This window comes from Stieleria varia (genome assembly GCF_038443385.1).
In the GTDB taxonomy this organism is placed as follows: domain Bacteria; phylum Planctomycetota; class Planctomycetia; order Pirellulales; family Pirellulaceae; genus Stieleria; species Stieleria varia.
This window is the reverse complement of record NZ_CP151726.1, coordinates 7,287,963-7,313,049: the sequence shown is the minus strand read 5'-3', so window position 1 is coordinate 7,313,049 and position 25,087 is coordinate 7,287,963. Positions and strand designations below refer to the sequence as shown.

Genomic DNA, 25,087 nt, shown 5'->3' with positions numbered 1-25,087 from the left:
CCGAAGCGAATTCACCCTAATCGAAGCGGTAGGCGTCCGACGTCGGCCACCGGGGTACTTTAAGTTCGCTAGTCGTTAATCCCGACGATTCATTCCCTCCGTCCCATTTTCTCCTCAAATGTCGTCCCTGTAGCTAAATCCGGTCGCCGGGCAGAACAAGCAAACCGGCGTCAATTTCCTGGCTTTGCCGGCCCTCAAACGCTATATTAGAAGCATGAATCCAACCGCCGAATCCACCGCGTTTGACCGTGCCGTCAGTCCCGTATTGCGACAGGTTTTGCCGCAGCCAAAAGCTGAGACTGTCATTAGCTTCGATGTCGATCTCGAGCTTCGTGCGCGGATTGAAGAACTCGCGGCCAAATCGACTGAGGGAGAGTTGACGGATCAGGAACGATTGGAATACCAGGGCTACGTCCGCGCCAACAAGTTTATTGCAACGCTTCAGAGACAAGCTCGGCGCCTTTTGAATTCTGACTCCTAAAGGCGGTGAACGAATCAACCAAGACGATCGTTCGGGAAAGGGCGGGGCATCGCTGCGAATACTGTCGGCTACACCAAGACGACTCGCCCTTGGCCACACTGCATGTCGAGCATATTGTCCCTCGAAAGCATGGCGGGACCAACGATCTAGACAATCTGGCCTTGGCCTGCATTGACTGCAATCTGCACAAAGGTCCCAACTTGACGGGCATCGATCCTGAAACAGGAGAAATCACTGTCCTGCTTCCATCCGCGTCAAGACAATTGGGACGAGCACTTTGAGTGGCAAGGGATTCAGATTGTCGGCAAAACACCCACAGGCCGAACAACGGTCCGTGTATTCGAGATGAACAGCGACGAGCAACTCGGTCTACGTCTGTCGTAGCCAAACGCAGCCGCCTTTTCGTTGTGGCCAATACCGCCTTCGCCTCGCTTCCGTTGCCCTGCTCAAGAGCTTTGAACCCGCACCCGAGCTTGTTGCCGCCATCGATGCTGTACCAGTCGACGAGGTAGAGCGTTTAGTTGCGACCCGGGAACCTTGGCAAATGAACAGTGCCACCGAATCGCGGCGCCCTAGCTCTTGGATGGATGTGCGTAGTCAGCGTTTCGACGCGTGGCTGCCAATTCGCTTTGCTTTGTCCTGTCTCAGCAGATTCCAAACCTCGGTTTGCCGTTTCCGTCGATGAAACCACAATGTTTTAGGAAATTGAAAAGTGCTCCGGTGTCGGCCACCGGAGCACAGCGTCCGATCGCTGCAACTTGCAACCCGCGTTCATAGCTCACGCAGCCTTGCGTGAGCCTGCCCCGAGTGACCCCGACTTTTGAGTCCTGGAACCTTTTCTTCTCAAAACATTGAATTCGACGATCGAACAACTCCGCGAACAACTTGATGAGCTAAAAAAATCGCCACCCGACAAAGGTGCTGGTGCGAACGGTGATTCAAACGACGCTTGACAAATTTGACTATACGTCAATCCTCGTTTCGATGGCGGCTTTGGTGTCGATTCGAGCTTGAATCTCGTTGGCAATAATTGCGCGCAAGTCAACTTCTGAGTCGTCAGTCGAGATGCTGACGATAAGCGAGTACCTCGCCATCTTCTCAACAGTTTTTTGGTCGCGTCGGTATCGCCACCATCCCGTCACGGGATAAACCGAAATCAAGTTCGAGGATGCAAGCTGAACAGCAGTCCCGCTCCAGCAATCAGAGTGAACGGACCCACGTACCGCAACGGTTTCTTTTAACTCCCACGCGCGGTTGTCAGTCACAGTGCTGCCTTTAGGTGGAGACACCGATTTTCCATCCGCATCCTTGTCCCAGAAGTTTCGGGACAAACGGCGACGCATTTGCTCTGGTGTTTCTTCGGGCCTTCGCACCGAAAAACGTAGTCAGTGCGATGCGTACTGATACTGTGCAACGTATCCACGCCTTGGTGGGTTCGGTTCAATGAAATAAGAGAGCGTCACCCGCATCTTGATGTGGGTGCTTCCCAGGTCTTCAAGAACTTCACGCGGTAGCGGTAAGTCGTGCAGATGCATTTCATTGGCCGAGTTGTCCGATGAGCCAAATGAAAAGGGCTGAAGACGATCTTGAATTACCATCGTCGCGAAGCCATTTGCCGATCTCCTCGCACGTCCAAGATTCGGAACGCCCATTCCATAGACTCGCAATCTCTGCTTTCGTTGTGCTGTCGGAAATTCATCCAGCATTTGGGATGTCCATTCGGCCGAGTGAACAACGAGTCCGCGAATGGTCTCAGGCCAAAAGTCTGGGTACTCTGCTTGCAGAATCGCTGACATGTTCGCAGCTTGTGCGGTTGCAGCACTCGTGTCGCCGGTCGTTCCAAGCAAAGCGTCCGAATCGGCAGTCGAACGAGTGGTCAGTAAATTAAGGTCGTCGGCGTTAGTGATGAATCCACTGCTATCGGATGCGTAGTTGCCGCCTTCAAAAACGACATCCGGCTTGTATGGCCAAGGAATGTCGCCCCAACAAAGTGAAGTTCGGCTACTTGGCGAAAGCAATCCCGATTTTGCAATCGGAGCATAACCCTCAAGCCCTTCTTCTTGCATCCAAGCCAGCTTGGTGTAACCACCAACAGTCAGAGCATTCCATGACTGCGAAGGATCTTCGATACTTGAGACGTAGTTTTCATGGGGATAGTTCTTGCCGATATCTTCACGCAAATTCCCTGCCGAGACGATCAGCAGCCGACGAGTTTCGTCGTTCGCTCCGCTCGCGGCTTGATCGATTGCGGCCGACCAGAGCGTCGGACGCCACTGGTCATCACCGGCGGCGGTCACCGCCATGCAGAATATCCGACTTGCTGACGGCGATGCGATTTCAGCGAGCGACATCGAGCCGACAGTGATCGGCCCATAGTCAGGTGGATCATTCTGGCCAGCTGGAGGAAGAATCTTCACTGACTCCAGCCGATGCGCTAACTCTAGTGGTTCATCACCATAGAGATAATCGCGAAGCTGCCCATAAAGACAAACTCCCGCCATTTCGGTCCCATGTCCGTCATGGTCGCTACTTCCCCAGTCGGCCTCCCACGCCTGAGTATCTGCGGAGCTTAACGACTGTTCGAGCAGAGGATGTCCACGATTGACACCAGTGTCGAGAACACAAATCCGCACGGCACTTACAGCGGCGAAAGTTGTGCGACTTATGAGGTTGTTGATGTATTCCGCTTGACCGGACGGGGGAAGCTTCGTGAACTCGCCTGCAACAATATTTGCCTTACGCAGTTCCGTAAGGTGGTTGAGCAGACCAGGAAAGTTTCGCCACCCATTCAAACTAGTAAAGCCCAGGATGACCAGCCTGTCAGGGAAAGCAACCTGCTGTGGGCTCGTGACCACATTCTCGTTTGCCGCTACGCGGCGAAACCACGCCGCCAAATCGTCGTCCGTCTCAGCAGTACTCAGCCAAATCTCCCACCACATCTCTTCATCGGCGTGCGGCAGGTTTTCCGAAGCATCGGTCCAGTAATCTTCAAGCTCAGCGGAATCGATCGTTTCGATACTGGACGCTAACTTTTCGTTCAGAGGTGTCTGCTTCTTCTTCGTTTCTTTGTCACGGTAATCGCGAAACTTGTCAGCAAACTTGCTTACCTCGCTGTTGGGAACGGCAACGAGATATTCCTTCTTGCCGTCTCGTTCTTTGGCACTGACGATCCGCGTGCCCGGCGAGGTGTTTTCGAGTTGCCGAATCTCAAGATCAAAGTCTGAACTTTGGTCGAACACCATCGGAATGAACTGCAAACCCTCTCTTGCGGGTTCCGCTGCTTGACTCGCGGTTGCTTTCTTTTCAGCTTTCTCAAGTGCGTCAAGCAACTGATCGGCATGAGTCTTCCGCTCGGGTCGAGGCGGACTGTTCTTCTTATCGCCGCCACGAATCGTGGATGTGTACGCCAGCGACGTTCGAGTCTCCTTAAGTACAAAGTGTGGGAAGTCCGCCATTGACGCTTGTTTCGCCTATTTCAAAGTCTGTTTTCGTTTTCGCAAGGTTTCAATTGCTTGTGACAATTCATCAGTTCCAATGGTTCGTCTATCGGCCAAGACAGCGATCTTTGCCGCTTGGTCGCACGCGCGACAAACTTCTGCGTGGCTCAGTCCTTCCGCGAGTTTCGATGCCTTGGCCAGGCTGTCGTTGGGCAGTTTGAACGCGGCTAGCCGATTTTCGATAAGTGTCTTCAGTTCGGATGCCCGCGGCAATTCGTATCTGATGAAATCGTCGAAGCGTCGAAACAACGCATCGTCCAGGATGGCTTCGAGATTGGTTGCGGCAATGATCAGGCTATCGGATTCATCCTGTTCCAAAAACTGAAGGAACGAATTCAGTACGCGACGGATTTCACCAACATCGTTACTGCCTTCGCGCATCGATCCAATGGCGTCGAATTCATCGAATAGGTAGACGCCACGCGTGTGTCGCATTGATTCGAAAATTGCGAACAGCTTCGCTGCCGTTTCGCCCATGTACTTTGTGATAAGCGAATGCAGTTGAACCGTGAAATGGGGAAGCTTCAGTTCCCCGGCTAATGCCCAAGAGGTCATCGTTTTTCCGACGCCCGGAGGCCCGACGAGCAGCAGCTTGCGTCGAGCCGACAATCCGTGTTCTCTCAACTTCGACTGTTGCCGGTACTCGTGCAGCACTAACTCCAGCGAATTTCGTTGTTCCGGTGCCAGCACCATTTCCGAAAGTTTTGTGCGTGGGTAGGTTGCCGACAGCAATGCTGCCAGTTCACCCGCAGGCCGTGTGATCGGAACCGAGCCACCGACCTTTGCTTCTTTGTGCTTAACCTTAATGTCATCGACAAGCCGCTTGATATCAGTTGCGAGTCTGCCCTTTCCTGCCTTCGCTTCATGTGCAGCGATTTGCAAAGCCACCGAGACGAACATTTCGCCATCGGCTTCGCTGTAGCTTTGCAGCAGTGCTTTGAGTTGTTGTGCAGTAGCCATCTTGGCTTCACCCTCTCTGATTTACGTCGCTTCGCAATCCCTGCGTCGCGTCTTCAATTAATATGGCAGCAACTTGCATGGGACTGACCCTTCGCGAATCCGTACTGACAGATTTCGCAATTAACTCTAGCGTTCGCAGCGTCTCGTCGTTCATCGACAGCTTTCGCTGAACCGTCCACGACGGGTCACTTGGTCGCCCCGGACGCTCACCTTTGCCTGGCTCCAATCGTCGACGAATCCGCTCACCCAACTCGTTTACTTGGTCAGTACCGAAATTCAATGCGACTGTCATGGGAATTCCCTTCAAATGCGTTGTCAGTCCATAGTATCGGACTTTCGGCACCGAAAGTGAAGTCGGTGCGAAAAAATGAGGCGGACAAGCGGCCTCGTGCTGTTTGGCTAATGTTCTGCGGAAGGTAGCCGACGTCGGAGCAGCATTGGAGCCAGCGAATGACACCGAAGCGGTTTTGGATTTGACCTGGCATGCCAAAGTTGCATCGGCCTCAGCGACGAGCAGTCAATGCTAAATCGCTGCGGTGGGGCCGATCAATGCAATCGTCTAAATCCTGTAGTCCAGCCGATCGAGTGATCAACCGTCGACCGACCCCTCCACCTTTGCCAAGAGTTCCGTCTGGAACAATGAGCCGAGGGCGACCACTTACCCGAGAAGAAGCGGGATCGGATGATTCCGATCGCTCCCGACTTTGTGGCGATGCTTCGGTCGGTGCCTCCCAAAAAGCGTCATGGACGGGTGTTCAAGTGGCCCATCAATGGTCGAGACAGCCTTTCCATCGTTGACGATGGATAAACGCATCGGCGATGCGGGAAAAGCCGCCAACGTCATCGTCGCGCGAAAGCGAGCCGATGGAACAAAGCAGCATGCGACCGCTCACGACTTTCGACGCAGTTTTGGGGCTCGTTGGGCACCGAAAGTGATGCCGGTTGTTCTGCAGCAATTGATGCGGCATGAATCGATTGAAACCACGTTGAAGTACTACGTCGGGATCAACGCTGATCGCACGGGAGATGCATTGTGGGCCGCCCAGCCTACGGCCGAACTTGGCGAGATGCTGGATGCGTTGGATACGTTCGTAACTGTGCCGAAGCGCGACGAGGGTGCCGTTTTAGGTGACACCCTCGATCGCATCTCTCAAAAATAGCGGAGGACACGGGACTCGAACCCGCAACCGGTTGCCCGGCAACTGATTTCGAATCAGTCTGCTTGCCAATTCGCTTATCCTCCTGGTCCTCACCCAGTTTCGCTGGGCGGGGCAACAATGGTCTTGCCATTGCTGACTAAGAGTCTAGACCAGAATTTGGGTTCGCGACAAGCGAGTCACCAGCGTTCTGATCCGTTTGTTTTTCGTTTTTTGGAAATGCTGACGCTCGTTCTCGGAGCGATCGCCAACGAAATGACGCTCGTAGCCAACTCGCCCATCCAGCCCCGATTGCCTACAATTCGCGATCACCACCATCCTTCCTGACCGGCAGAGCTTGATAAAGCAATATTCGTCGCCAAATCGGCTGGTTTAGCTTGTTCTGCCGCTCAACTGCGTTAACTTTTGGGAAGAAGGGGCGGAGACACCCGTTAAATTGGGGTGTCGGCGGCTAGGGACGCCAAAAGTCAAGCTCATGCCAGGATTTTGTGTAAATTGTCCTTGCACAACTTGGTTATGACCTAACCTTTCTCCAGCATCGAGTTGACGGCCCACTTGAGCGAGCAAGAATTCGCCACGCGGGGGGCCTCGGCATTGACGCACGCACGACCATCGCAGCACCATATCAATCGCACAAACGGGGGAACACAATGTTCCGTGCCACGAAGAACATTTTATTGACGTTGACGATCGCTTGCCTCGCAGGAACGGCGGTTGCCCAAGCTCCTGTCGCCCAACGGGCCCAGTGGCCCGATAGCGCGTTTCCAGAACGAAACCACGACTTCGGTACGGTCGCCGTGGCGTCAAAGACCGAGCACGTTTTCACGGTGTTCAATCCGCTGAGCCAACGTCTGCATCTCAAATCAGTTCGCGCAAGCTGCGGATGCACGACCCCGATCATTCAGACGGAGTACATCGAACCAGGGCAAGCAGGTTCGATCCTGGCTCGATTCAATACCGGCACATTTCGCGGCAAGAAAGGAGCGACGTTGACCGTCGTGATCGATGAACCGTTCTTTACCGAAGTGCAACTTCGCGTTGACGGTTACATCCGCAGTGACATGGTTTTCCATCCCGGTGAAATCAGTTTCGGCAAAATCAATCAAGGTGATGCAGCGACCACGAAGACTCGTGTGTTGTACGCGGGACGAAATGACTGGGACATCGTGGACGTGCGTAGCAATCTGCCATGGTTGCAGCCATCGAAGACTTTGGTCAGCCGTGGGGCAGGTCGTTGCGAATATGAGATTGCCGTGACGGTTCGTGAAGACGCTCCCACCGGGTATTTCCAGAATGAGATCGTTGTGATCACCAACGACACCAAGCGACCCGACGTCCCATTCAGGGTTTCAGGTCAAGTGGAAAGCCCGTTGAGCATCTCGCCGCAAGCGATTGCGTTGGGTAGCCTGAAACTTGGCCAAGGCGTCTCCAAGATGTTGGTGATCGAAGGCGTCAGCCCATTCACGATCGATTCGATCACTTGCGAAGGCTGGGATGTCGAGTTTGCACCGACCGTGGGCGAGAAGACTCGTCACATCGTGCGTGCTTCATTCACGCCGACTGGTGAATCAGGACCACAAAAGGTTGCTGTAGCGATCACGACAAAGGGAGACCAATCGGTCACTGCCAAAGCGATTTTGACGGCTGACGTTCGCGAAGAGTAAACCGTCGCGATAGCTTGCCCGAGAAGTTTGACCAAAGAGCCGATCAACGGCTCTTGGTCTTCTGGTCCTGCTGACGCGTGACAATGTTTTCATCGGCAGTTGATGAACTGCTTGCTCCAGACGCGGCCATTTCAAAGGCCGCGTTGGCTTTGATGCGGCAAAGCTCTCTGAGCTCCTCATCGGTGGCTTTTTCGGAAAGCTGACGCCATGTCTCTCCAAGCCAACGGAAATGTTCTTTTGTGAGTTGCTGTCGATGTTGCTGGAGCGGGCGAATCGATTCGGCGAACGCTGAGCAATCATCTCGCGTTACGGTCGACTGCCCCAGCAAATCCATTGCACGCCGCCCGATCGATTTTAGCATCGGTGTCACGATGTCATCTGCGTGCGTGTGCGCTGTCTGCCCCCCAGCGGATTTCTGCGCTGGTGCGGTGGTGTGCAGTGTGTCGTTGGGCGGAATGGGCAGCGCGATGCGTGGCTGACCCGCGACTCGATCAGATTTCGGTCCCGTCACCCAAGCCGATTCATTCTTGGGCGATCGCATCAACGTCACGGTCAATGCAATCAGCGCCGCGCAAGCCAGACCGGCGACGAAGCGTAACGGGCGTTTGAGGGGTCGTGCCTTCGGATCATGCGGAAGGACTTGTCGCAGGCCATTGTCAACGGAAACGGTTGAGTCAACGGCGGGTCTGGACGGTTCACGTGGGACAAATGGCGTCGTCGCAATGTCCGTGCCACTCGATTTCTTTCGGTCGACTGTAGCTGCGAAGGGGTCCAGGACGCTGAAGCCTGCTGAGAGTGCTGCATCGACGATCGAAAGGTCACCGACCATCAGGAAGATGGCTCCACATTCACACTCGGCTTCTTCGCCTCGCGCCGTCGCGGGAACTTCGTACCGTGTCTTGCACCCAGGGCACTGAACCGCAAACATTTGAGTTGCTGGAGTTTCGTTATTGACCGGTTCGCTGACCGAATCGCCGACGGAATCCATTTCCGAATCGTCTGCGAGTAGTGTCGAAGTCGATTCGTTCTCCGACGCGTTGTAAACGATGGGCTCCGCTGGTTGCTCGGGCTCCGCTGGTTGCTCGGGTTCCACTGGTTGCTCAGGCTCCGCTGGCTGCTCAGGCTCCGCTGGCACCGCGGTCGATTCCTGTTCGATCTCTTGATCGCGTTCAGGTTCGGATTCCGCCTGATCATGGCGCCGCTGTTTTTTATCGGTTTCTAGTGTCGCCGGACTGAATTGAGGTTGCGGCGAACCGTCGTGGGTTGGGCACTCTTGCCCGACAAAACCCTGAAGCGGACGGCCAGGAGTGGCCATCGTACGTGATGTGCTCATTCGTTCCCAAGACGCAAGACTGCTCTCGGCTTGCTGCTCGATCGAGCTCTCGGCTGCGGCGTTTTCGTTTTCCGCATCTTCGACGGTGTCTGCCATTTGTGGGGTCGACTCGACGACTCTCAGCACGACGCTGGGAACGGTTAATCGATTTCGACATTTGCACGTGATCGTTTCGCCGGCACCAGATGGGTCGAAAGCGAAGTCAGCTCCACAACGCTGACACTGCAGGGAGATCACGGAATCTTCGCTCAGGGTGGTTGGAGCGAGCGTTTTTCCGCAGGCGCAGCAGAATGCCTGACCGAGATCTGATGAAGTCAGCCGGTGAGATTTTTGACATTGGGGACATTGGCCGTGAAGGCTCATACGTGCAGAACCTGTGGCATCGGGAGGGCATTCGCCGCCGCGAGGGTACCAGGAGCGGGGTTTGCGGCGCAAGACGAGTTCTCTGGCCTGTACGTCAGGATTCTTATACGTCAGGATTCTTGTACGTCAGGCTTTCTAGCCTGACACTGCCTAGTGCATCGTCCGGTCTTGATTTTGGGGTTAGCCGTTTTGGCGATAGCCACGGTTGTGTCACGAAAACCGTGGCTAACGCCAAAACGGCTCATCTACCGAACCCACGTTCTAAGACTGGACGATGCACTAGCCCGGATTATTCATGCGGATGATTGATTTTTACGCAATCAGATGCTTGACAATGAGTTGTGACATCGTTGGGAAATGCAGATTGTTTTTCATGACCAGACGCGTAAGCGAGGGATTTACCGAGTATCCCTCGCTTACGCGTCGGGTTATGAATCATCCGGGATAGGGTTCGGTCAGCCTGGAAAGGCTGACGTACTAGATACTTGTGTCAGCCTGGAAAGGCTGACGTACCTTTGTTCTCACTCATTTGAAAATCATGACGCCCTCGGAAATCAATCCTAGCAATACTCGCATCGGCTGGATCGGGACCGGTGTGATGGGCCGCAGCATGTGCGGACACTTGATCAACGCCGGCTACCAAGCAACCGTCTACAATCGAACTGCTAGCAAAACGGAACCACTCGCCGCCTTGGGTGCAACCGTGGCCAACTCGCCGCGAGAAGTCGCAGAGCAGAGTGACGTGGTCTTTACCATCGTGGGTTTCCCCGGCGACGTGCGGGAAGTCATCTTGGGCGACCAGGGAGTCCTCGCGGGTGCTCAAGCCGGCATGACGGTCGTGGACATGACAACAAGCCAACCGAGTTTGGCGGAAGAGATCGCCCAGCGGGCTGCCGCCCAATCGGTCGATTCGATCGACGCGCCTGTCAGTGGTGGCGACACGGGGGCTCGCAACGCGGCATTGTCGATCATGATCGGTGGCGCGGACGGTGCGGTGCAGCGAGTGTGGCCGCTGTTTGAATTGATGGGAAAAACCATCGTCCATCAAGGTGGACCTGGCTTGGGCCAACACACCAAGATGGTCAACCAAACGTTGATCGCCAGCGGGATGATCGCGATTTGCGAGGGCCTCTTGTATGCCCAGAAAGCGGGATTGGACATCAACACGGTGCTTCAAAGTGTTTCGTCGGGGGCCGCGGGCAGTTGGTCTCTATCGAACTTGGCACCCCGCATGGTTGCCGGAGACCACGCCCCTGGATTCTATGTGGAGCATTTCATCAAGGACATGGGAATCGCGTTGGAGGAAGCCGCTCGGATGCAACTGGCCTTGCCCGGACTCGCGCTGGCGCACCAACTGTATCAGGCACTTGCCGCGCAAGGGCACGCCAAAGACGGAACCCAATCCTTGGTTTTGGCGTTGGCAAAGCTCAATGCGATGCAATGGGCTCAGGGTTCGGACTGATTTTTGGCGAGCCCATTTCCTCATCGCCAATAATGCAGAACACTGACGAATAGTCACATTGCTTTGCTTTGCATTGCTTTGTCACTGACACGATTGTTGTTCGTTGCCATACCACTTGGAAGAGAAAGCCTCCGAAGATGCCAGATGAAACGTCCCACCTAGCCGACGACCAAGATTCGCCAACGATGGAGCCCTATCGCGCTGTGGAGCCATCGGCCGACGGCGAACCTGCGACCAACGCATCGAGCACGGCAAAGTACGTCTTGTGGATGACTCCGGCGATCGTGTTGGTGGCATTGATGTGGTGTTTGCTGATCGTGCCTGGCAAGATCGTCCCGTTGACTTTGATCCACTTTGTGTCGATGCAAGGTGGCCCGATTCTTGGAGTGCTACTGCTTTCCATCTGGTGGTTCGCTTCGCGACGTCTGCCGCTGAGCCATCGGTTCGTGGGCTGGTTCCTTGCGATCGCCACCATCATTCTGACATTCGTAGCCAGTGATCCATCGATGCCGATCATCGTGTTGGTGTATCTGCTGCCGATCTCGTTAACGGTCTTGATCGCATTGCTGAGCGTCACGGCGAGTGTCGCTTGGCCACGTCGCGGCTGGATCGGATGGATAGGTTTCAGCGTCAGCATGTTTGCATCGTTGCTGTTTCGTGCAACGGACCAAGACGCCTCATTTCACTTCGGCTTGGCCACGCGTTGGTCACCGACGGCGGAGGAACAGTTTTTGGCGGAACTGGAGTCGCAAGACGAATCTCCGGAAGCGGTAATCACGCTGCCTGAGGAGCATGCTGAAGGCGATTGGGCTGAGTTTCGTGGTCCGCGTCGAGACGGAATTTTGACGAGTGTTCGAATCGCGACGGACTGGCAGGCCGATCCGCCGAAAGAAATCTGGCGGCGCAATGTCGGCCCCGGTTGGTCATCCTTTTGCGTGATCGGACCGATGATCGTGACGCAAGAGCAGCGGGATCAGACGGAAGTCGTTGCGGCATATCGGCTGCAAGACGGCGTGCCGATCTGGACGAACGAAATCTCCGCACGCTTTACCGCGTCCATGGGTGGCATCGGACCTCGGGCGACTCCCACCTATCGTTCGGGCAAAATCTATGCGACCGGTGCCGCCGGTTTGGTCCAATGCTTGGATGCCAAAACCGGGCAATCGCTCTGGCAGTATCACTTGATCGACGACCTCGGCGCATCGATGCCAATGTGGGGATTCGCAAGTTCGCCGCTGGTCATCAATGAACTGGTGATTGTGTTTGCCGGAGGCGGTGACGGAAAAGGCGTTGTGGCATTGAATCGCGAAAGTGGCGAAGTCGTTTGGACGGCCAACAACGGTACACACGGCTACAGTTCGGCGCAGCTCTCCGAAATCGATGGCGTGCAACAGGTGTTGATCTCCAGCAATCGTGGCCTGCAATCTCTCGATCCGGCAAACGGCGAACTCCTGTGGCAACACGCTTGGGACATCGGCGACATGGCTCGTGTCACGCAACCTTTGGTCGTCGACAACACGGTCTACTTGGGAACCGGATACGGAAACGGAACTCGTCGAATCGATGTCCAATTCGAAAACGGGAACTGGACGGCCACAGAAGGGTGGACATCGCGTCTGAAACCCTATTTCAACGACAGTGTCTACTACGAAGGACACCTGTACGGTTTCGATGGTGACATCTTCATGAGCATCGATGCGGAAACCGGTGATCAGAATTGGAAGAAAGGTCGCTACGGCAACGGACAGGTTCTGCTGCTGAAAGAAATGGGCGTGTTGTTGGTATTGACGGAGAAGGGCAAGGTGCTGTTGGTCAACGCCGACCCCGAGAAGCACGAAGAGATCGCGGAGATCAAAGCTCTCGAAGGCGTGACCTGGAACCACCCCGTGATCGTCGACGGAAAACTGCTGGTCCGCAATGCAGAAGAAATGGCGTGCTACGAACTGCCCGGTTACCAACGCGTCGAGTAGCCAAGTACGTCAGCCTTTCCAAGTACGTCAGCCTTTCCAGGCTGACATACCCCTAATCCGCGCGTCAGTCTAGAAAGACTGACGTACTGGTGGATGACCGATAGGAGGCTTCGGCGCTGCGTGTTGATGCTGACGCTGCAGACGCAACGACTGGGCAATGCGATTTTTTGTTGTGCGTCGCAAAGCAAGCGGACCTGATACACCACTGAATGTGGACCCTTTGCATCAATCAAGTCGTGGGTCGATGCCACCGCAACTGCCCCTGCCAACTCCGCCGGCAATTCTGACAATGCCGTGCTGGAGATGCCCTGGACCGTTGCGTTGACCGACTCGCTGGAGAGTGATGGGTGATTCAGGCTTGCTGTTTGACCGATCCGCACCGCCGAAATGTCTCGCTGGGAGACGTAGGCGTGAATGACACGTTGGTGCTCGGACCCGATCTGTCCGATCACCGTGCCAGCGGGCAGGTGCATGTTCAGATGATGTTCATCCATCCGTTGAGGTGCCATGGCCGCGACACCTCGAATCTTGTAGTCCCTGTTTCCCGCGTTGGAGAGCTTTGAGTAAAAGCGACCGTCACGCTCGGCGACCACCTGCAGCTGTTCTGCTTGTTCCTCAATGAGTGCACATTTAGCGTTCCATGACTCCAGGTGCTCTTGTTCGATCAGGATTTGCTGTGAAACCAAGGGACCATCTGATTTTTGACGACGCAAAGACTGCAAGCGTTGTTCGGTCGCATCCCGTTTCGCTTTGGCGCGGAGCCAACTCAACTGCAACTCCGGATTCTGTAGCCGGACAATCGTTTCTCCGGAACGCACTGCGTCGCCATCGCTCAACACAAACGTGACGTCACCCGAGCTTGCCAATACGACATCTTTAGAATCCGCCGGAATCAGGATTCCAGGCGATACGACCGTTCGCGAAAACGGGAAAGCCAGAATCACGATCACAACAACCGAAAGGATCGCCAGGACAACGCATGGTCGAACTCTCGCGGTCGATTCGTTGACCGAGGTTGGTCGGCGGGCGATGGCGTGGATGATTCGATAGGCGAGGCTCAGCAGCAACACGACCGCCAGGCCGAGACCAAGCCAAGCAACGGAGAATCGAGCGGTGTATTGATAGATCAACGTGGCGATGGCGGCCATCAAAAATAGGCGATAAACACCACTGGCGACGGCATACGTGATCAACCAAGGACGACCAAGATGACGGCCGATGGTGGCTTGACTGACATTTTCGTGTTGGGTCGCGTCACGCCCCCAAACCCACCGTCGGGTGAGCCTCAGCAGGGACCTGCTGCAACGCGAGGCGAGGTTAGGAGCGTGGAGAGCATCGGCGAGAATGAAATAGCCGTCATAACGTAACAACGGATTGCCGTTGAGCAGGACGGTACTGACCGTGCAAACCACCATGATCATCAAACACAGGTCATTGATCGTTCCCGGATGAGTTGCCAACCAAACGATCGCCGCGAGAGACGCAAGTGTGATTTCCGCGATCATCCCTGCGGCCGAAACCAACACCCGTTTCCAACGCTGGGGGATTAGCCAAGCGTCCGTGACGTCACAGTAGAGACACGGAGTGCCGACCAAAAACATGACGCCGATCTCGCGACACGGCGCTCCACATAACGTGCAGGCGACTCCGTGTGCTACTTCGTGAATGATCTTGGCCGCCGAAATCACGATCAGCAACTGCATCCACCACAATCCGCCGCCGCGCATCGCCACTTGCGCCACCTGCGTGCTGATGGCAGGTAAGTGGGTGATCACGATCATCAGCCCGATCGACCACAGCATCGCCAACAGCAACCAAAACAACCGCCCGGTCAACGGCCTGCAGATTTCGCCGAGGGGACGAAACCATCGATCCGCTGCCACACCAGGCAAACGCAATGCCAGCAGGCTCAGCGGTGAAATCGACCGGCTTGCAGTTCGGCCAAATGCATCACTGCCCTTTGCGTTGGAAATCAAGAGCGAGTTTTGTTTGGCTTGCTGATAAAAGCTCTGCAATGCTTGAGTACTGGTCGTATCCGGTGAAACAATTCGTTTTGCCCGCCGGGTCAGCTCAGCAAGCGTGATCGGCCCAGCGAGCAACTGCAGCAGTCGGTAGTCTCGATCGTTCAAGTGAAACAGCGTCGCCGACATCGGATCTTTGACCACCCAGTGATGTTGCCCGCCGAACCAAAGCTGACGAAACTGCAAGTCCGGACGCAAACGCGAATCGATCACTGGTTCAGTCATGATGCCCACCATTGCTCCGGCATCACCGATCATCCACGGACAAGGACAGCTTCATCCCGGGCAGAATCCGCTCTCCGGGGTTCTCAAATCGAACCAAGAAACGCACTTCGTCGTTGATTCGATCGACTTGCGGGCTGACAAAATCAACGACGCCGACCACTTGGGTCGACGGTTCGGAGCTGAGCGTCAACTGCACCTTTTGGCCTCGTCGTAGCTTGGTGCTCTGCCCAGCAGCCAAGAAACCTTCCGCGTGCAGTTGAGACAGACCGACGACGCGGATCACTTTTTCGCCTGGTTGGACCCATTCGCCGTTCATCCGGTAAACTTCCACGACTGTGGCGTCGGCTGGCGCGACGATTTTGAATCGTTCCACGGCCAGTTTCGACAACGCCAGCTCTTTTTCTTTGGCTTGCAGATTCAGCCGCAAGAGGCTCTTGGACGACACCGCATCGGCCAGCTTCAGTCTTGCGTTTTCGATCTCCACTGTGGCCAACTGCACCGCAGCGTCTTCGCTATCAGCGGCCAGCGAGTTGGATTTTTGATCTGCGACCGCTTGCTGGCGGACGAGTTCTGCATGCTCGACCTTTAGCCTCAGGTTCTCAAGTTCGGACTCTGAAACGCTATCGACGAACGTCTCGCGTGCCTTGAGCGCGCGTTGCAATTCGTTCTTTGCCAGCGCAGCGGATTTCTCGGCCGATGAAATCTGAGTTTCGTTGGCCGCCTTGTCTTGGGCCATTTGAGCCAACAAACGTTGCTGTTGCTGCAACAACTCAGTTGCTTCGAGCTTTTTTTCGGCGAGTTTGTCGTCGCTGAACGCCGCCAAGTGATGCCGGGCCACCTCGTGTGCCACGCCAGCCAGTTCACTTTGCAGTACGGCATGACGATCATCCACGCGGGCGACGATCTCGCCCAACGCCACCGTGTCACCCTTGCGGACATTCATTTCGATCAATGGGCCGGCTTCACTGGCTGGCACATCGATTTCAAACGACAGCTTGGCGACCAAGCCATCGATGACGATCGTTTCCGCAGAAGCCACCGGTATCCAGTCGCAGATCAACGCGACGAAACACAGCCACAGTGCGTGCTGCGTGAAGTGTGGCAAACGGGTTGCGTTGTCGTGACTACCACCAACCATGAATACGTCCCCAACCAATGAGATGACGAAAGAGAACAAAGACGCGAGTCCTGCGGCCACAGTCGATCGAGGCGACCACCGTGGTACCGGACGAAATGTTTGTTCCGAGGAGGTTTTGATCGTCGATGACGATCACAGATTCCGCGCTGACCACGCTGAGTCCTTGATCATCCAACTGGGTCGTCGAAGCGATCCGATCGACCGTTCCGTGAAACTGAATGTCTGGATTGGCACGAACTCGGAAGGTACACGGCCGTTTCATCTGATCGTCCGACTGTACGAAACCGATCTCAGCGTCGGAGATTTCCATTTGGACCGTCCAACCAGATTCAACGTCTGCGATTTTGAACAATGGCTGGCCGTGGACAACCGGGCGAGAGTCGAGTGACTGCTCCAGTTGCCAATGTTGGACGATCCCTGCGATCGGACTCTGGAGCGTCAACGAATCCTGCCGTCGTTGGAGGACAGCAAGTTGCTCCTTCAACGCCGCTTGTTCGACCAGCAAGACTTTCTCATCCGACGCCGCCAAGTCGACATCACGTTCGCGTCGGTCGGCTGAATCCAAGCGCCGCGACGTCGCGACTTGCAGCTTGGCCGTCACGGCCGCCAGCTCACCTTGCAATGCCGTGCGGTGCTGGTCGATTTCGTCACTGTGCAAGCGAACAAGCGTTTCGCCGAGTGCAACCGACTGGCCATCCACGACCAGGACTTCGCTGACCGCTGCATCCGCGGGGGCATAGATTGTCTGATGTTTTACAGCCTCCATGTATCCGTTCGCTTCGACAACAAGCATCACTGGCCAAAGCAAGAACGCGAGGACCGACGCCACGGCAGCCCCCATCAACCATCGTCGTCGCTTGGATGCATTCAGATAGAGTCGATTGACCACGCCAAGTGATCGCATCATCAAGGCGTCTTTGACCAGGCTTTCCATCAATGCCATGGTGGACTGCGGCAGGGTTTGCGAAACAATTTGCGGGGAATCGCTCTCAGGTTCAGAAAAGCGTTCGCAGACCACGACACCGATCAGTGCGCCGACACCCTGAGCAGAACTTGGTTTCGCGTGAATGGGAATGAGACCAGTTGAGATGGAGCCGGTCACGGCAAAGTAATGCCGCTCGATCTCATCGTTCGCATCAGAAGTTCGCAACCGCATGGCGAGGCCGGCGGATGAACGCCGATGCAAGTGACGCACGAGCGACTCGATCGCGGCAACCACACGTGCGTGTCGATCAGGGCTGGGCTGGACCGAGGCGGTCAACATGCGAAAACGATCGCCGCTGCTTTCTAAGACACTGACTCGATCATCGCCGGACTGCGATTGCAACCACTGGCAGATTCTGGCCAATCGTATCAGTGCATCGGGTTCACCGCCGAGCTGGTCGATCAGTTGCAACGCAGCGGACTGCTGGGAAAGCTGCACCTCCGATGATGCCATCTGAATACGGTTCAGCATGTCGACGACCACGCCGCAGACCGCTTCACAGGCGTGCCGGGCGGCCTGTCGAGTTTCAGGATCCAGGTGCCCACTTGGAGATAACTCCAGCACCAACCTCTGAGCGGCGAACAACGGCCTCTCGATGCGAATTTCATTGTCGGCCGGAACGACGGACACATGATCCTGCGGACTTAGCGAAGCCAAAGTCCGGTTGACTTCTGTGGTTGTCGCCCCTGGAACCGTCTGCAGGATGCGACCGGCGTCCGCCAACACCACTTGTGTCAGCGAACGCAACGCGTCCAAGCAAAACGACTCGATTGATTCAGCAGATTGATCCCAAGACTGTCCTGCCAGCTCCAATCGCTCCACCATTGCTGGGGATTGAGCCCAGATCGAGTCGGCGGTCATGGATGGTGGATGGCTGGGGTTCATCGGGACCGTTGACGCAGGTGGCGAGCCGAAAAAAGGAGGGATACAGGGATAGCAAATAGCAGACTACGAATTCCACTCCATCGGCGAAATGTCAGTCCGCGTCATCAAACGGACACCTGCTTCAGCAAAAGTTCAGTTTCACCAGCGTTTCACGGCACATTCTGACCGCTTCTGCTCAACTTCGATCGCTCGATTGTACGAAGAAGTGAAAGAGTGCGGGTTAGGTAAAGTTTGCCGGCCGGGATAGTGGTGACACCGACAGTCAAGCCACAGTTCTGTGGGCCAGATCGATCCAGATCAGAGTCTTTGTGATTTCTCGAACGAAGCCAGACGAACGGACGACGAAGTTGGGTTGCCTGAGGGCGAATCCGCAGATGCCGTATTGGGCTGCGCGAGCAATGATCACGGTTGTGTTGATGGGATTGATCAGTCTGGGCGGATGCACAACGTATCACACGATCCCTCAGAGCATCGGGAACAACACCGATTGGGTCGACGCGATCATGGCTGACGTGGATGCGGGAGCGCCCCCGGAGGAGTTACCGTCGACGCAGATGTCTCCGATGACCATTCGCACGGTCGACGAATTCAACGCAGTGAATTTCCGAGACCTTTCGCTGCAAGAAACGCTGTCGATTGCGTTGAACAACACGGCTGTTCTGCGTGACCTGGGCGCCTCCGTGCTGCGCAATCCAGATCAAATCGGCTCGGGATTTGCCAAGCCATTGGCCAGGTTGGATCCTCAAGTCGGGACAGAGGCTGCACTGGCGATGTTTGACGCCCAGTTCTATGCACTGGGCAGTTGGGAGAACAACGACCGCCGTTTCAACAACCGATTCTTTGGCGGCGGCTCCAACGCTTTCAAGCAAGATGTGAACGACTATGTGTTTCAGATGTCCAAGCGAACGACAACGGGTGCGGAACTTGCCGTCCGCAGTGTGATCGATTACGACGCGAACAATGCGACGGGCAATCTGCTGGACAGCGCCTGGCAGACACAAATTCATCTGGAAGCCCGCCAGCCACTGTTGCAAGGTGGCGGTCTGGAGTTCAATCGCATCGCGGGTCCGGCGGCACGACCGGGTGTTTACAGCGGTGTGTTGGTCGCCAAGGTCAACCAGGACATCACGAATGCAAAATTCGAGCAAGGCATGCGAGACTACCTCAGTGACGTGATCAACGCTTACTGGGATCTCTATTTCGCGTACCGGGATCTGGATGCCAAGCGTGATGCGACAGAGCGCAGTTTGCAAACTTGGAGAAGCTACGAAGCGCAGCGGTCCAGCAGCAGAAAGTCTGGCGCAGCCGAAGCGTTGTCGCGTGAGCAGTACTATCGATTCCGCAGTGATCTACAGAATGCAATCGCTGGTCAGCTTGCTCAACGAACACGAAACAGCAATGCGGCGTCGGGTGGAGCGTTTGCGGGTGTCGGCGGCGTTCAAGCGGCCGAGCGACGTCTGCGATTGTTGATCGGGATTGCGATCAACGACGGCAGTCTGTTGCGACCATTGGATGAGCCGTCTCAAGCGCCCGTGCGTTTCGATTGGGATTCGATCTCCGTGGAAGCCATCCAGCTGCGTAGCGAGTTGCAGCAGCAACGACTGAAGATCAAACGCCGAGAGATGGAAGTGTTGGCGGCCAAAAACTATTTGATGCCGCAATTGGACTTGGTGACCATCTATCGAATGCGAGGCCTAGACAAACGGCTCGCCGGTAGCGATTCGGCGTTCGCGGATCTGGGAACGTTTGATCTGCAGGAATACGAGGCGAACCTGGAGTTGAAGCTGCCCGTCGGTTTTCGCCAGGGGCACTTGGCCGTTCGCCATGCCAAGATGGAATTGGCACGCGATCGCGCCGTTCTGAAAGAGCAAGAGCGTCAGATCTTACATGACTTGGCCGCCACGGTCGCCGAAGTCGAGCGTTCCGAAGCGTTGATCGAGTCGAGCCTGAATCGTTACTTGGCCGCCACCGACGCGTTGGAAACCCTGCAGTCCTCTCAGGACGCCGGGATGCCGGTCAGCTTTGAACAATTACTCGATGCGCAACGTCGGGTCAGCGAATCACAAACCCGCTACTTCCAATCGCTGGTCGAGCATGCCATCGCGATCAAGAACGTGGAGTTTGAAAAGGGCACTTTACTCAAATCATCTGACGTGATGCTAATCGTCGATTCGCCGTCCTACTGAACTCAAAAATCTGCGAAGTCAGCTTTGATACTAGCACGAAGCGCGAGCGAGTGATTCACATCGTTTATTTCACTCGCTTGCGTTTCGTGCAGGTACTTGCATCGTTTCCAATCAAGATCCATTCGTGACTCGGGCAGCGAGTAGCGTGCTGAGTAGTCCGCTGAGTTTGGTGATCACGGCCGGAGTGCTGTGATAGGTCTGCAAATAGGCGTCGACGGCTTCATGATCGATCGTCAGCTTGCCGGCGACGACATCGGCGAGTGTTTGCGTCGCGTGTTCCAGAGAACTCTCGCAGGGAAAACCTGCTGCTGAGGCTTCCAGGAATCCATCAAAATCGTTCAGTGAAACGATCGGCGTTCCCGAAGCTGCGGCTTGCAAGAGCACGTTGGGAAATCCTTCCACCCGATGGTCGCTCGTCGATAGAAATGCCAGAGCGGATGCGAAACGCTGATGCATCTCATTGGCCCGAACGTAATCAATCAACGTCACGTTGGGCGGACACGCGGCACGCGTGGAGGATTCGATATCGGCGTCACCTCGATTGGCGATGAACGTGAAGGGGATCTCGGGACAACGACGCGCGATCTCGATCGCCAACGGAATACGTTTGTGAAAATCGTCGTAGCGACCGACCCAAATCACGCCGCGTCGCAAACGATCGTTGGCAGGTCGTTGCCAAACATTCAGATCGATGGGATTGCGGATCAGGTGACCGTCCCTTCCAAAAACACGCTTCAGTTTTTCGACTTGAATGTTGCTTTGGCAAACGATCACATCGGCTTGTTCGATCGCAAAGCGGCACACGTCGGAGCGTTCGCCGTAGTCGGAAAACGAAATCTCGTCGGCTATGTAGCGTTCATCCAGATCGGCACCGCAGCGTATCATCAAAACACACGGGCGGTTTTGTGAGTGGGCTGTAGCGATGACCCCTGCGCTTTCTTTGCCGACTCCCATTGCTACCCAGACATCGGTCGAGAAAGAGGTCAAACGTGGATCGGGACGCATCAACTCGGGGTCACGCGATCGAAACGGACGCGTCAGCAGCAAGGCGGGCAGTTTCCAAAGCAACGAAGGACGAAATCGTTTCCATCGAAAGGGATGCAGATCGATACATTGTGCAACGTCGCGGCGTACGGATTCCCAGCGTTCAACGGAAGCATGCAATCGTACGCCGTCGACCGTGTCGGCTGGTAGCTTAACGTCCGCGCGAACAATGATCGCGGCAGACCACTGGCCGATACCGGTCAAGCCTTTCGCGAACGTCCATGCGGCTGTTTCCATCCCACCAATGCCGCGACCAAGATTCGGGAAAACGGCCGGCAGGGCTTGCCAAGCCACGATCGCAACACTGCGCTGCGGAGCCACGCGTGCCGGATGACGCTCGGCCAAGTGATCGATGGTTTCGTTTTCACTCAAATCTGGCATCCACCGCCGCAGCAGCGTGGTGCCCCGCAATCCCCGCCACGTGCAGCGACCGGCAAGCTCCCGCCAGCGTTCATGTTGGGGGCTGCGGTCGCGCTCATCACTCGATGCATCTGATCGCTATCGCATTGGGGGCATCGTACGGCTTGGGTATCCTCGGGGCGACGCACGAGGACTTCAGCGACGTCTTTGCATGCGTCGCATTCATATTCATAAATCGGCATGACAGGGCTCCTGCAGCTACGGTGTGATCAACAGCGAAAAACGACGGTTACGTTAAAATATGGAATCGAAGCCAGGGAAAGCAAAGGCGGCTTGCCTGGGATAGATATATTAGAACGAATTGCAGTTTCGGAAAGACAGCCCCGCTGGCTCGTTTTTGGGCAACCTCTAGGGTCAATACCGTTCGGCTTTCGTTTAACCCGTGCCCGCAGGGTAGGTCGTGTTTCATTGAGCGTCGCCTGCGGCTGCCGGTCAAACGAAAACGCTGTTCCATTTTCATTTCCAACGGTCGTTCACACGGGACGGTTGACAACGCTATGCCCCCATCACTTTCCCGAGAACAAGTCCGCAGCGTCGATCGAATTGCGATCCAAGAGTTCGGGATCCGCGGAGTGGTCTTGATGGAAAACGCCGGGCGTGGGGCCGCTGAGGTCATTCATCGACTTTATCCGGGAAATCGAATTGTTTTGTTGTGCGGGAAGGGGAACAATGCTGGCGACGGCTATGTCATCGCGAGACATTTGGATCGATTGGGTCACGACGTTCGCCTGGTGTCAGTTGTCGCACTCGATGAGCTGACCGGAGACGCGGCCGAAAACGCGGGGATCGCACGCAAAGCAGAACTGGAGATCGTCATCGCCAGCGACGGCGAATCGATCAGCCATGCCATCGACGACGCAGAAGTGTTGGTGGATTGTTTGTTGGGCACGGGAGCAACGGGTGCTCCCCGCGAGCCGTTTGCCAGTGCTGTCAGACTCGCCAACGGGTCCAGCGCCGTCCGGATTGCCATCGACGTGCCGACGGGATTGGATTGCGATAGTGGTAAAGCGTCAGAGGTCACGTTCCGGGCCGAGCACACCATCACGTTTGTCGCTCGAAAACTGGGAATGGATTATCCGGCGGCGGGCGATCTAACCGGCGAAATCCATGTCGTGGAAATCGGCGTGCCCACACGACTGCTGCGGAGTTTCGGTCTCGGATGATTTAGGTTGGATGTTTTTTTAGAATTCAAAAGCGCGGCGGTGCTGAGCCGCCGTTACAATCGGATCTGACGGTCGCCGGCCATCGGCTTGCGAGTTCACGTTCGATCCCAACTCATTTCAGCGAGCCGATTTCGTGATCCAATTTCGATGCCCTGGCTGTAACAAGCTGTTGCAGGTCGCGCCGCAGAACGCAGGCAAAGTCGTAGCGTGCCCGTGCGGTCAGCAGTCCCGAGTTCCTCAACCTGCGACACCTGCGACACCTGCGGCACCAGCGGCAGCGACCCCGCAGATGGCCGCGCCGATGGCCACTACGAATCAAGCACCACAGCAGCCCAGTGCGAGCCCATTTGACTTCCCGTCGCCGACCGCCGGTCAGCAGCAGTCCGACCCGTTCGCGTCACTGCCAGCCGCAGGGGCAAATCCTTACGCGGCAGCAAATCCCTATGCGGGAACCAATCCGTACGCAGGCACGAACCCGTATGCTGGACAGTCTGGCTCCGGAGCATTTCCCGGTGGAGCCACGAACGCGAACACCAGTTCGGCCAACCACTACCTGGCACAAGCAGAGCAGTCTGCGGCCAACTCCTATCAAGGTACCAGTGGTTCAACGGGCGGATCGGGACCACTGAACAGCACGACCTTTGCCGGGATTGGCATGATGGCGGGCGCCGCGATTTGGTTCTTTGCTGGCCTGGCGGCAAATCGAATCTTTTTCTACCCGCCGATCCTGTTCATCTTTGGCATCATCAGCTTTGGCAAAGGCTTGATGGGTGGCGGTGACGATTGAGCGTCACGTATAGCGTGCGGGCTGCCGATTCATTCGGTTACGAAATTGTTGTGAGCCGATGGCGCTAGCCAGCTGTTGATTTAGTGAGCCGCGACGCGTAAGCGGCCGGGCCTACCGCACTGCCCGGTGCCTTACGGCCCACGGCTCACCCTGACATTCCCGATTTCGACTAAATCAACGGCCCGCTAGCCACGGGTTTCGAGAGGTTGGATCATCACCCTAAGGCCCGCGGCTAGCTCGGAATAATCACGCAACTCACTACAGCCTTCGCAACACGTTATCACGAGTCAGTTTGCGAGGATTGACACGAAAACAGATTGCGCAAATCAGCTGCCACGCGATAGCGTCCGGTTCTCACGCCTGTAATCCGGAACCTGACGCTCTCGATAGCGTTCCGGCTGATAAATAATCCGCGTCTAGCGTCTGGCGGCTCACTAAAGCGACAGCCTGCATACGGGCTGCTACCAAGCGTTGGGTGGTGGAGGAGTGCTGAACAAAAAAAGCCCTGGCAACCGATTGGTTACCAAGGCTTCGTTGATGATCCGCGATGGGTATTGAAAGCTGACTTACAGAAAGCTGATGCATTGGGGCGGGATCGATCAAGAACTCTCAACGAGAGGATGTGAGTCGTGACAGATTGACCGGAAAAGAGAATGCATCCGAGGTGGGGACTTTCAGTTTACTACCGCATTCGCGTGACTGGCGGTCAGCGGCTCAGTGGCCACATCCGCAGCTTGGCTCGCAACCGCAAGTCGGCTCGACGTACGTTGCACATCCGCTGTCGCAGCAGCTCTTCTTGCAGCTGAACAGTTTCTTTAGCAAGCCCATCGGCTTGGGCATTGAGCAGCCGCTGTCGCAGCAAACAGGTGCAACTTCGCAACCGCAAGTCGGAGCGACTTCGCAACCGCAAGCGGGTTCGACCACTGCACAACCCGTGTCACAGCATGCGTTCTTTTTGCAGCCGAAGAGTTTCTTCAGCAATCCGCCTTTGCCGATGCCACATCCGGCGTCGCAGCCGCTGTCGCAGCAAGGCTCGACGACTTCGCAGCCACATGCGGGCTCCATCATGCAAGGAGCAGGAGCTTCGCAACCACAGGTTGGCTCAACGGCACAACCGCAGCTTGGTGCTTCGCAGCCACAGGTTGGCTCAGCGGCACAACCGGTGTCACAGCTGCTGCCACCACACAATTTGCTGAACAGGCCAAACGCTTGAGCGTCAGCCGAGCTGGTAGCGACCAAAGCGATTGCCAACAGCGCAGGAACGATTACACGACGCATCGTGATTTCTCCATGGAGTAGTTTTGGAAGGTTTTGCCAGCGCCATTTGCCCGACTCCGCAACGAGAG

At 55.8% G+C, this 25,087-nt stretch carries 19 protein-coding genes and 1 tRNA gene; 8 read left to right on the top strand and 12 right to left on the bottom strand.

Annotation, left to right across the window (positions count from 1 at the left end; all coding sequences use genetic code 11):
* Positions 1-133: 133 nt before the first annotated feature.
* Positions 134-499 (bottom strand): hypothetical protein, encoded by a 366-nt coding sequence (locus Pla52nx_RS24550; protein WP_146522948.1) that lies wholly within the window; start codon positions 497-499, stop codon positions 134-136.
* Between Pla52nx_RS24550 and Pla52nx_RS33015 the strand changes: the two genes are divergently transcribed.
* Positions 487-762, top strand: coding sequence for an HNH endonuclease (locus Pla52nx_RS33015; RefSeq protein WP_197455027.1), 276 nt, complete (start codon positions 487-489; stop codon positions 760-762). The two genes, Pla52nx_RS24550 and Pla52nx_RS33015, sit on opposite strands and share 13 nt — an antisense overlap.
* 1,104 nt (positions 763-1,866) lie before the next feature.
* On the opposite strand, the gene Pla52nx_RS24545 is transcribed toward Pla52nx_RS33015, so the two are convergent.
* The 3 genes from Pla52nx_RS24545 to Pla52nx_RS24535 are packed head-to-tail and all read right to left on the bottom strand — an operon-like array spanning position 1,867 to position 5,230.
* Positions 1,867-3,936 carry a S8 family peptidase gene (locus Pla52nx_RS24545; RefSeq protein WP_146522949.1) on the bottom strand — a complete coding sequence of 690 codons (2,070 nt, stop codon included), beginning with the start codon at positions 3,934-3,936 and terminating at the stop codon, positions 1,867-1,869.
* A gap of 15 nt (positions 3,937-3,951) precedes the next feature.
* A complete protein-coding gene (locus tag Pla52nx_RS24540; protein ID WP_146522950.1) occupies positions 3,952-4,938 on the bottom strand; it encodes an AAA family ATPase in 987 nt (328 codons plus the stop codon).
* A 7-nt stretch (positions 4,939-4,945) separates the two neighbouring features.
* The gene (locus Pla52nx_RS24535) at positions 4,946-5,230 is read right to left on the bottom strand and encodes a hypothetical protein (RefSeq protein ID WP_146522951.1); all 285 of its coding nucleotides are present in this window, start codon (positions 5,228-5,230) and stop codon (positions 4,946-4,948) included.
* Positions 5,231-5,708: 478 nt separating this feature from the next.
* On the opposite strand from Pla52nx_RS24535, the gene Pla52nx_RS24530 reads away from it, so the two are divergent.
* Entirely contained in the window at positions 5,709-6,098 is a 390-nt protein-coding gene (locus Pla52nx_RS24530) for a tyrosine-type recombinase/integrase (protein ID WP_231742611.1), read from the top strand.
* Here the strand turns inward: Pla52nx_RS24530 and Pla52nx_RS24525 are convergent.
* A tRNA-Ser gene (locus Pla52nx_RS24525) sits at positions 6,099-6,181 on the bottom strand.
* Between the two features lie 564 nt (positions 6,182-6,745).
* Between Pla52nx_RS24525 and Pla52nx_RS24520 the strand changes: the two genes are divergently transcribed.
* Positions 6,746-7,759 (top strand): DUF1573 domain-containing protein, encoded by a 1,014-nt coding sequence (locus Pla52nx_RS24520; RefSeq protein ID WP_146522953.1) that lies wholly within the window; start codon positions 6,746-6,748, stop codon positions 7,757-7,759.
* Positions 7,760-7,802: 43 nt separating this feature from the next.
* On the opposite strand, the gene Pla52nx_RS24515 is transcribed toward Pla52nx_RS24520, so the two are convergent.
* Positions 7,803-9,188: a hypothetical protein gene (locus Pla52nx_RS24515; RefSeq protein ID WP_146522954.1), complete on the bottom strand. Its 1,386-nt coding sequence runs from the start codon at positions 9,186-9,188 to the stop codon at positions 7,803-7,805.
* Between the two features lie 805 nt (positions 9,189-9,993).
* On the opposite strand from Pla52nx_RS24515, the gene Pla52nx_RS24510 reads away from it, so the two are divergent.
* Together Pla52nx_RS24510 and Pla52nx_RS24505 are read left to right on the top strand one after the other, a co-directional pair.
* Positions 9,994-10,917, top strand: coding sequence for an NAD(P)-dependent oxidoreductase (locus Pla52nx_RS24510; protein WP_146522955.1), 924 nt, complete (start codon positions 9,994-9,996; stop codon positions 10,915-10,917).
* A 137-nt stretch (positions 10,918-11,054) separates the two neighbouring features.
* Positions 11,055-12,887: a PQQ-binding-like beta-propeller repeat protein gene (locus Pla52nx_RS24505; RefSeq protein WP_146522956.1), complete on the top strand. Its 1,833-nt coding sequence runs from the start codon at positions 11,055-11,057 to the stop codon at positions 12,885-12,887.
* Here Pla52nx_RS24505 and Pla52nx_RS24500 read toward each other — a convergent pair.
* From Pla52nx_RS24500 to Pla52nx_RS24490, 3 genes are read right to left on the bottom strand one after another with little or no spacing between them, the layout of a single operon-like run.
* Positions 12,869-15,133, bottom strand: a complete 2,265-nt coding sequence (locus Pla52nx_RS24500) for an HlyD family efflux transporter periplasmic adaptor subunit (RefSeq protein WP_342190251.1) — start codon at positions 15,131-15,133, stop codon at positions 12,869-12,871. The genes Pla52nx_RS24505 and Pla52nx_RS24500 overlap by 19 nt on opposite strands.
* A gap of 22 nt (positions 15,134-15,155) precedes the next feature.
* Positions 15,156-16,271 carry an HlyD family secretion protein gene (locus Pla52nx_RS24495; RefSeq protein WP_146522821.1) on the bottom strand — a complete coding sequence of 372 codons (1,116 nt, stop codon included), beginning with the start codon at positions 16,269-16,271 and terminating at the stop codon, positions 15,156-15,158.
* On the bottom strand, positions 16,258-18,117 hold the full coding sequence (locus Pla52nx_RS24490; RefSeq protein ID WP_197455001.1) for an efflux RND transporter periplasmic adaptor subunit: 1,860 nt from the start codon (positions 18,115-18,117) through the stop codon (positions 16,258-16,260). Before Pla52nx_RS24490 ends, Pla52nx_RS24495 begins: the two co-directional genes overlap by 14 nt.
* Before the next feature lie 332 nt (positions 18,118-18,449).
* Between Pla52nx_RS24490 and Pla52nx_RS24485 the strand changes: the two genes are divergently transcribed.
* Entirely contained in the window at positions 18,450-20,327 is a 1,878-nt protein-coding gene (locus tag Pla52nx_RS24485) for a TolC family protein (RefSeq protein ID WP_315855015.1), read from the top strand.
* Positions 20,328-20,438: 111 nt separating this feature from the next.
* Here the strand turns inward: Pla52nx_RS24485 and Pla52nx_RS24480 are convergent, their stop codons facing one another.
* A complete protein-coding gene (locus Pla52nx_RS24480; protein ID WP_197455002.1) occupies positions 20,439-21,743 on the bottom strand; it encodes a glycosyltransferase family 4 protein in 1,305 nt (434 codons plus the stop codon).
* The gene (locus Pla52nx_RS24475) at positions 21,740-21,973 is read right to left on the bottom strand and encodes an FmdB family zinc ribbon protein (RefSeq protein WP_146522824.1); all 234 of its coding nucleotides are present in this window, start codon (positions 21,971-21,973) and stop codon (positions 21,740-21,742) included. The genes Pla52nx_RS24480 and Pla52nx_RS24475 overlap by 4 nt, the downstream gene beginning before the upstream one ends.
* Before the next feature lie 315 nt (positions 21,974-22,288).
* On the opposite strand from Pla52nx_RS24475, the gene Pla52nx_RS24470 reads away from it, so the two are divergent.
* Together Pla52nx_RS24470 and Pla52nx_RS24465 are read left to right on the top strand one after the other, a co-directional pair.
* Positions 22,289-22,954: an NAD(P)H-hydrate epimerase gene (locus Pla52nx_RS24470; protein WP_146522825.1), complete on the top strand. Its 666-nt coding sequence runs from the start codon at positions 22,289-22,291 to the stop codon at positions 22,952-22,954.
* A gap of 133 nt (positions 22,955-23,087) precedes the next feature.
* Positions 23,088-23,741 carry a hypothetical protein gene (locus tag Pla52nx_RS24465; protein WP_197455003.1) on the top strand — a complete coding sequence of 218 codons (654 nt, stop codon included), beginning with the start codon at positions 23,088-23,090 and terminating at the stop codon, positions 23,739-23,741.
* A gap of 714 nt (positions 23,742-24,455) precedes the next feature.
* Here Pla52nx_RS24465 and Pla52nx_RS24460 read toward each other — a convergent pair.
* Positions 24,456-25,019, bottom strand: coding sequence for a keratin-like protein (locus Pla52nx_RS24460; protein WP_146522826.1), 564 nt, complete (start codon positions 25,017-25,019; stop codon positions 24,456-24,458).
* Positions 25,020-25,087 lie beyond the last annotated feature (68 nt).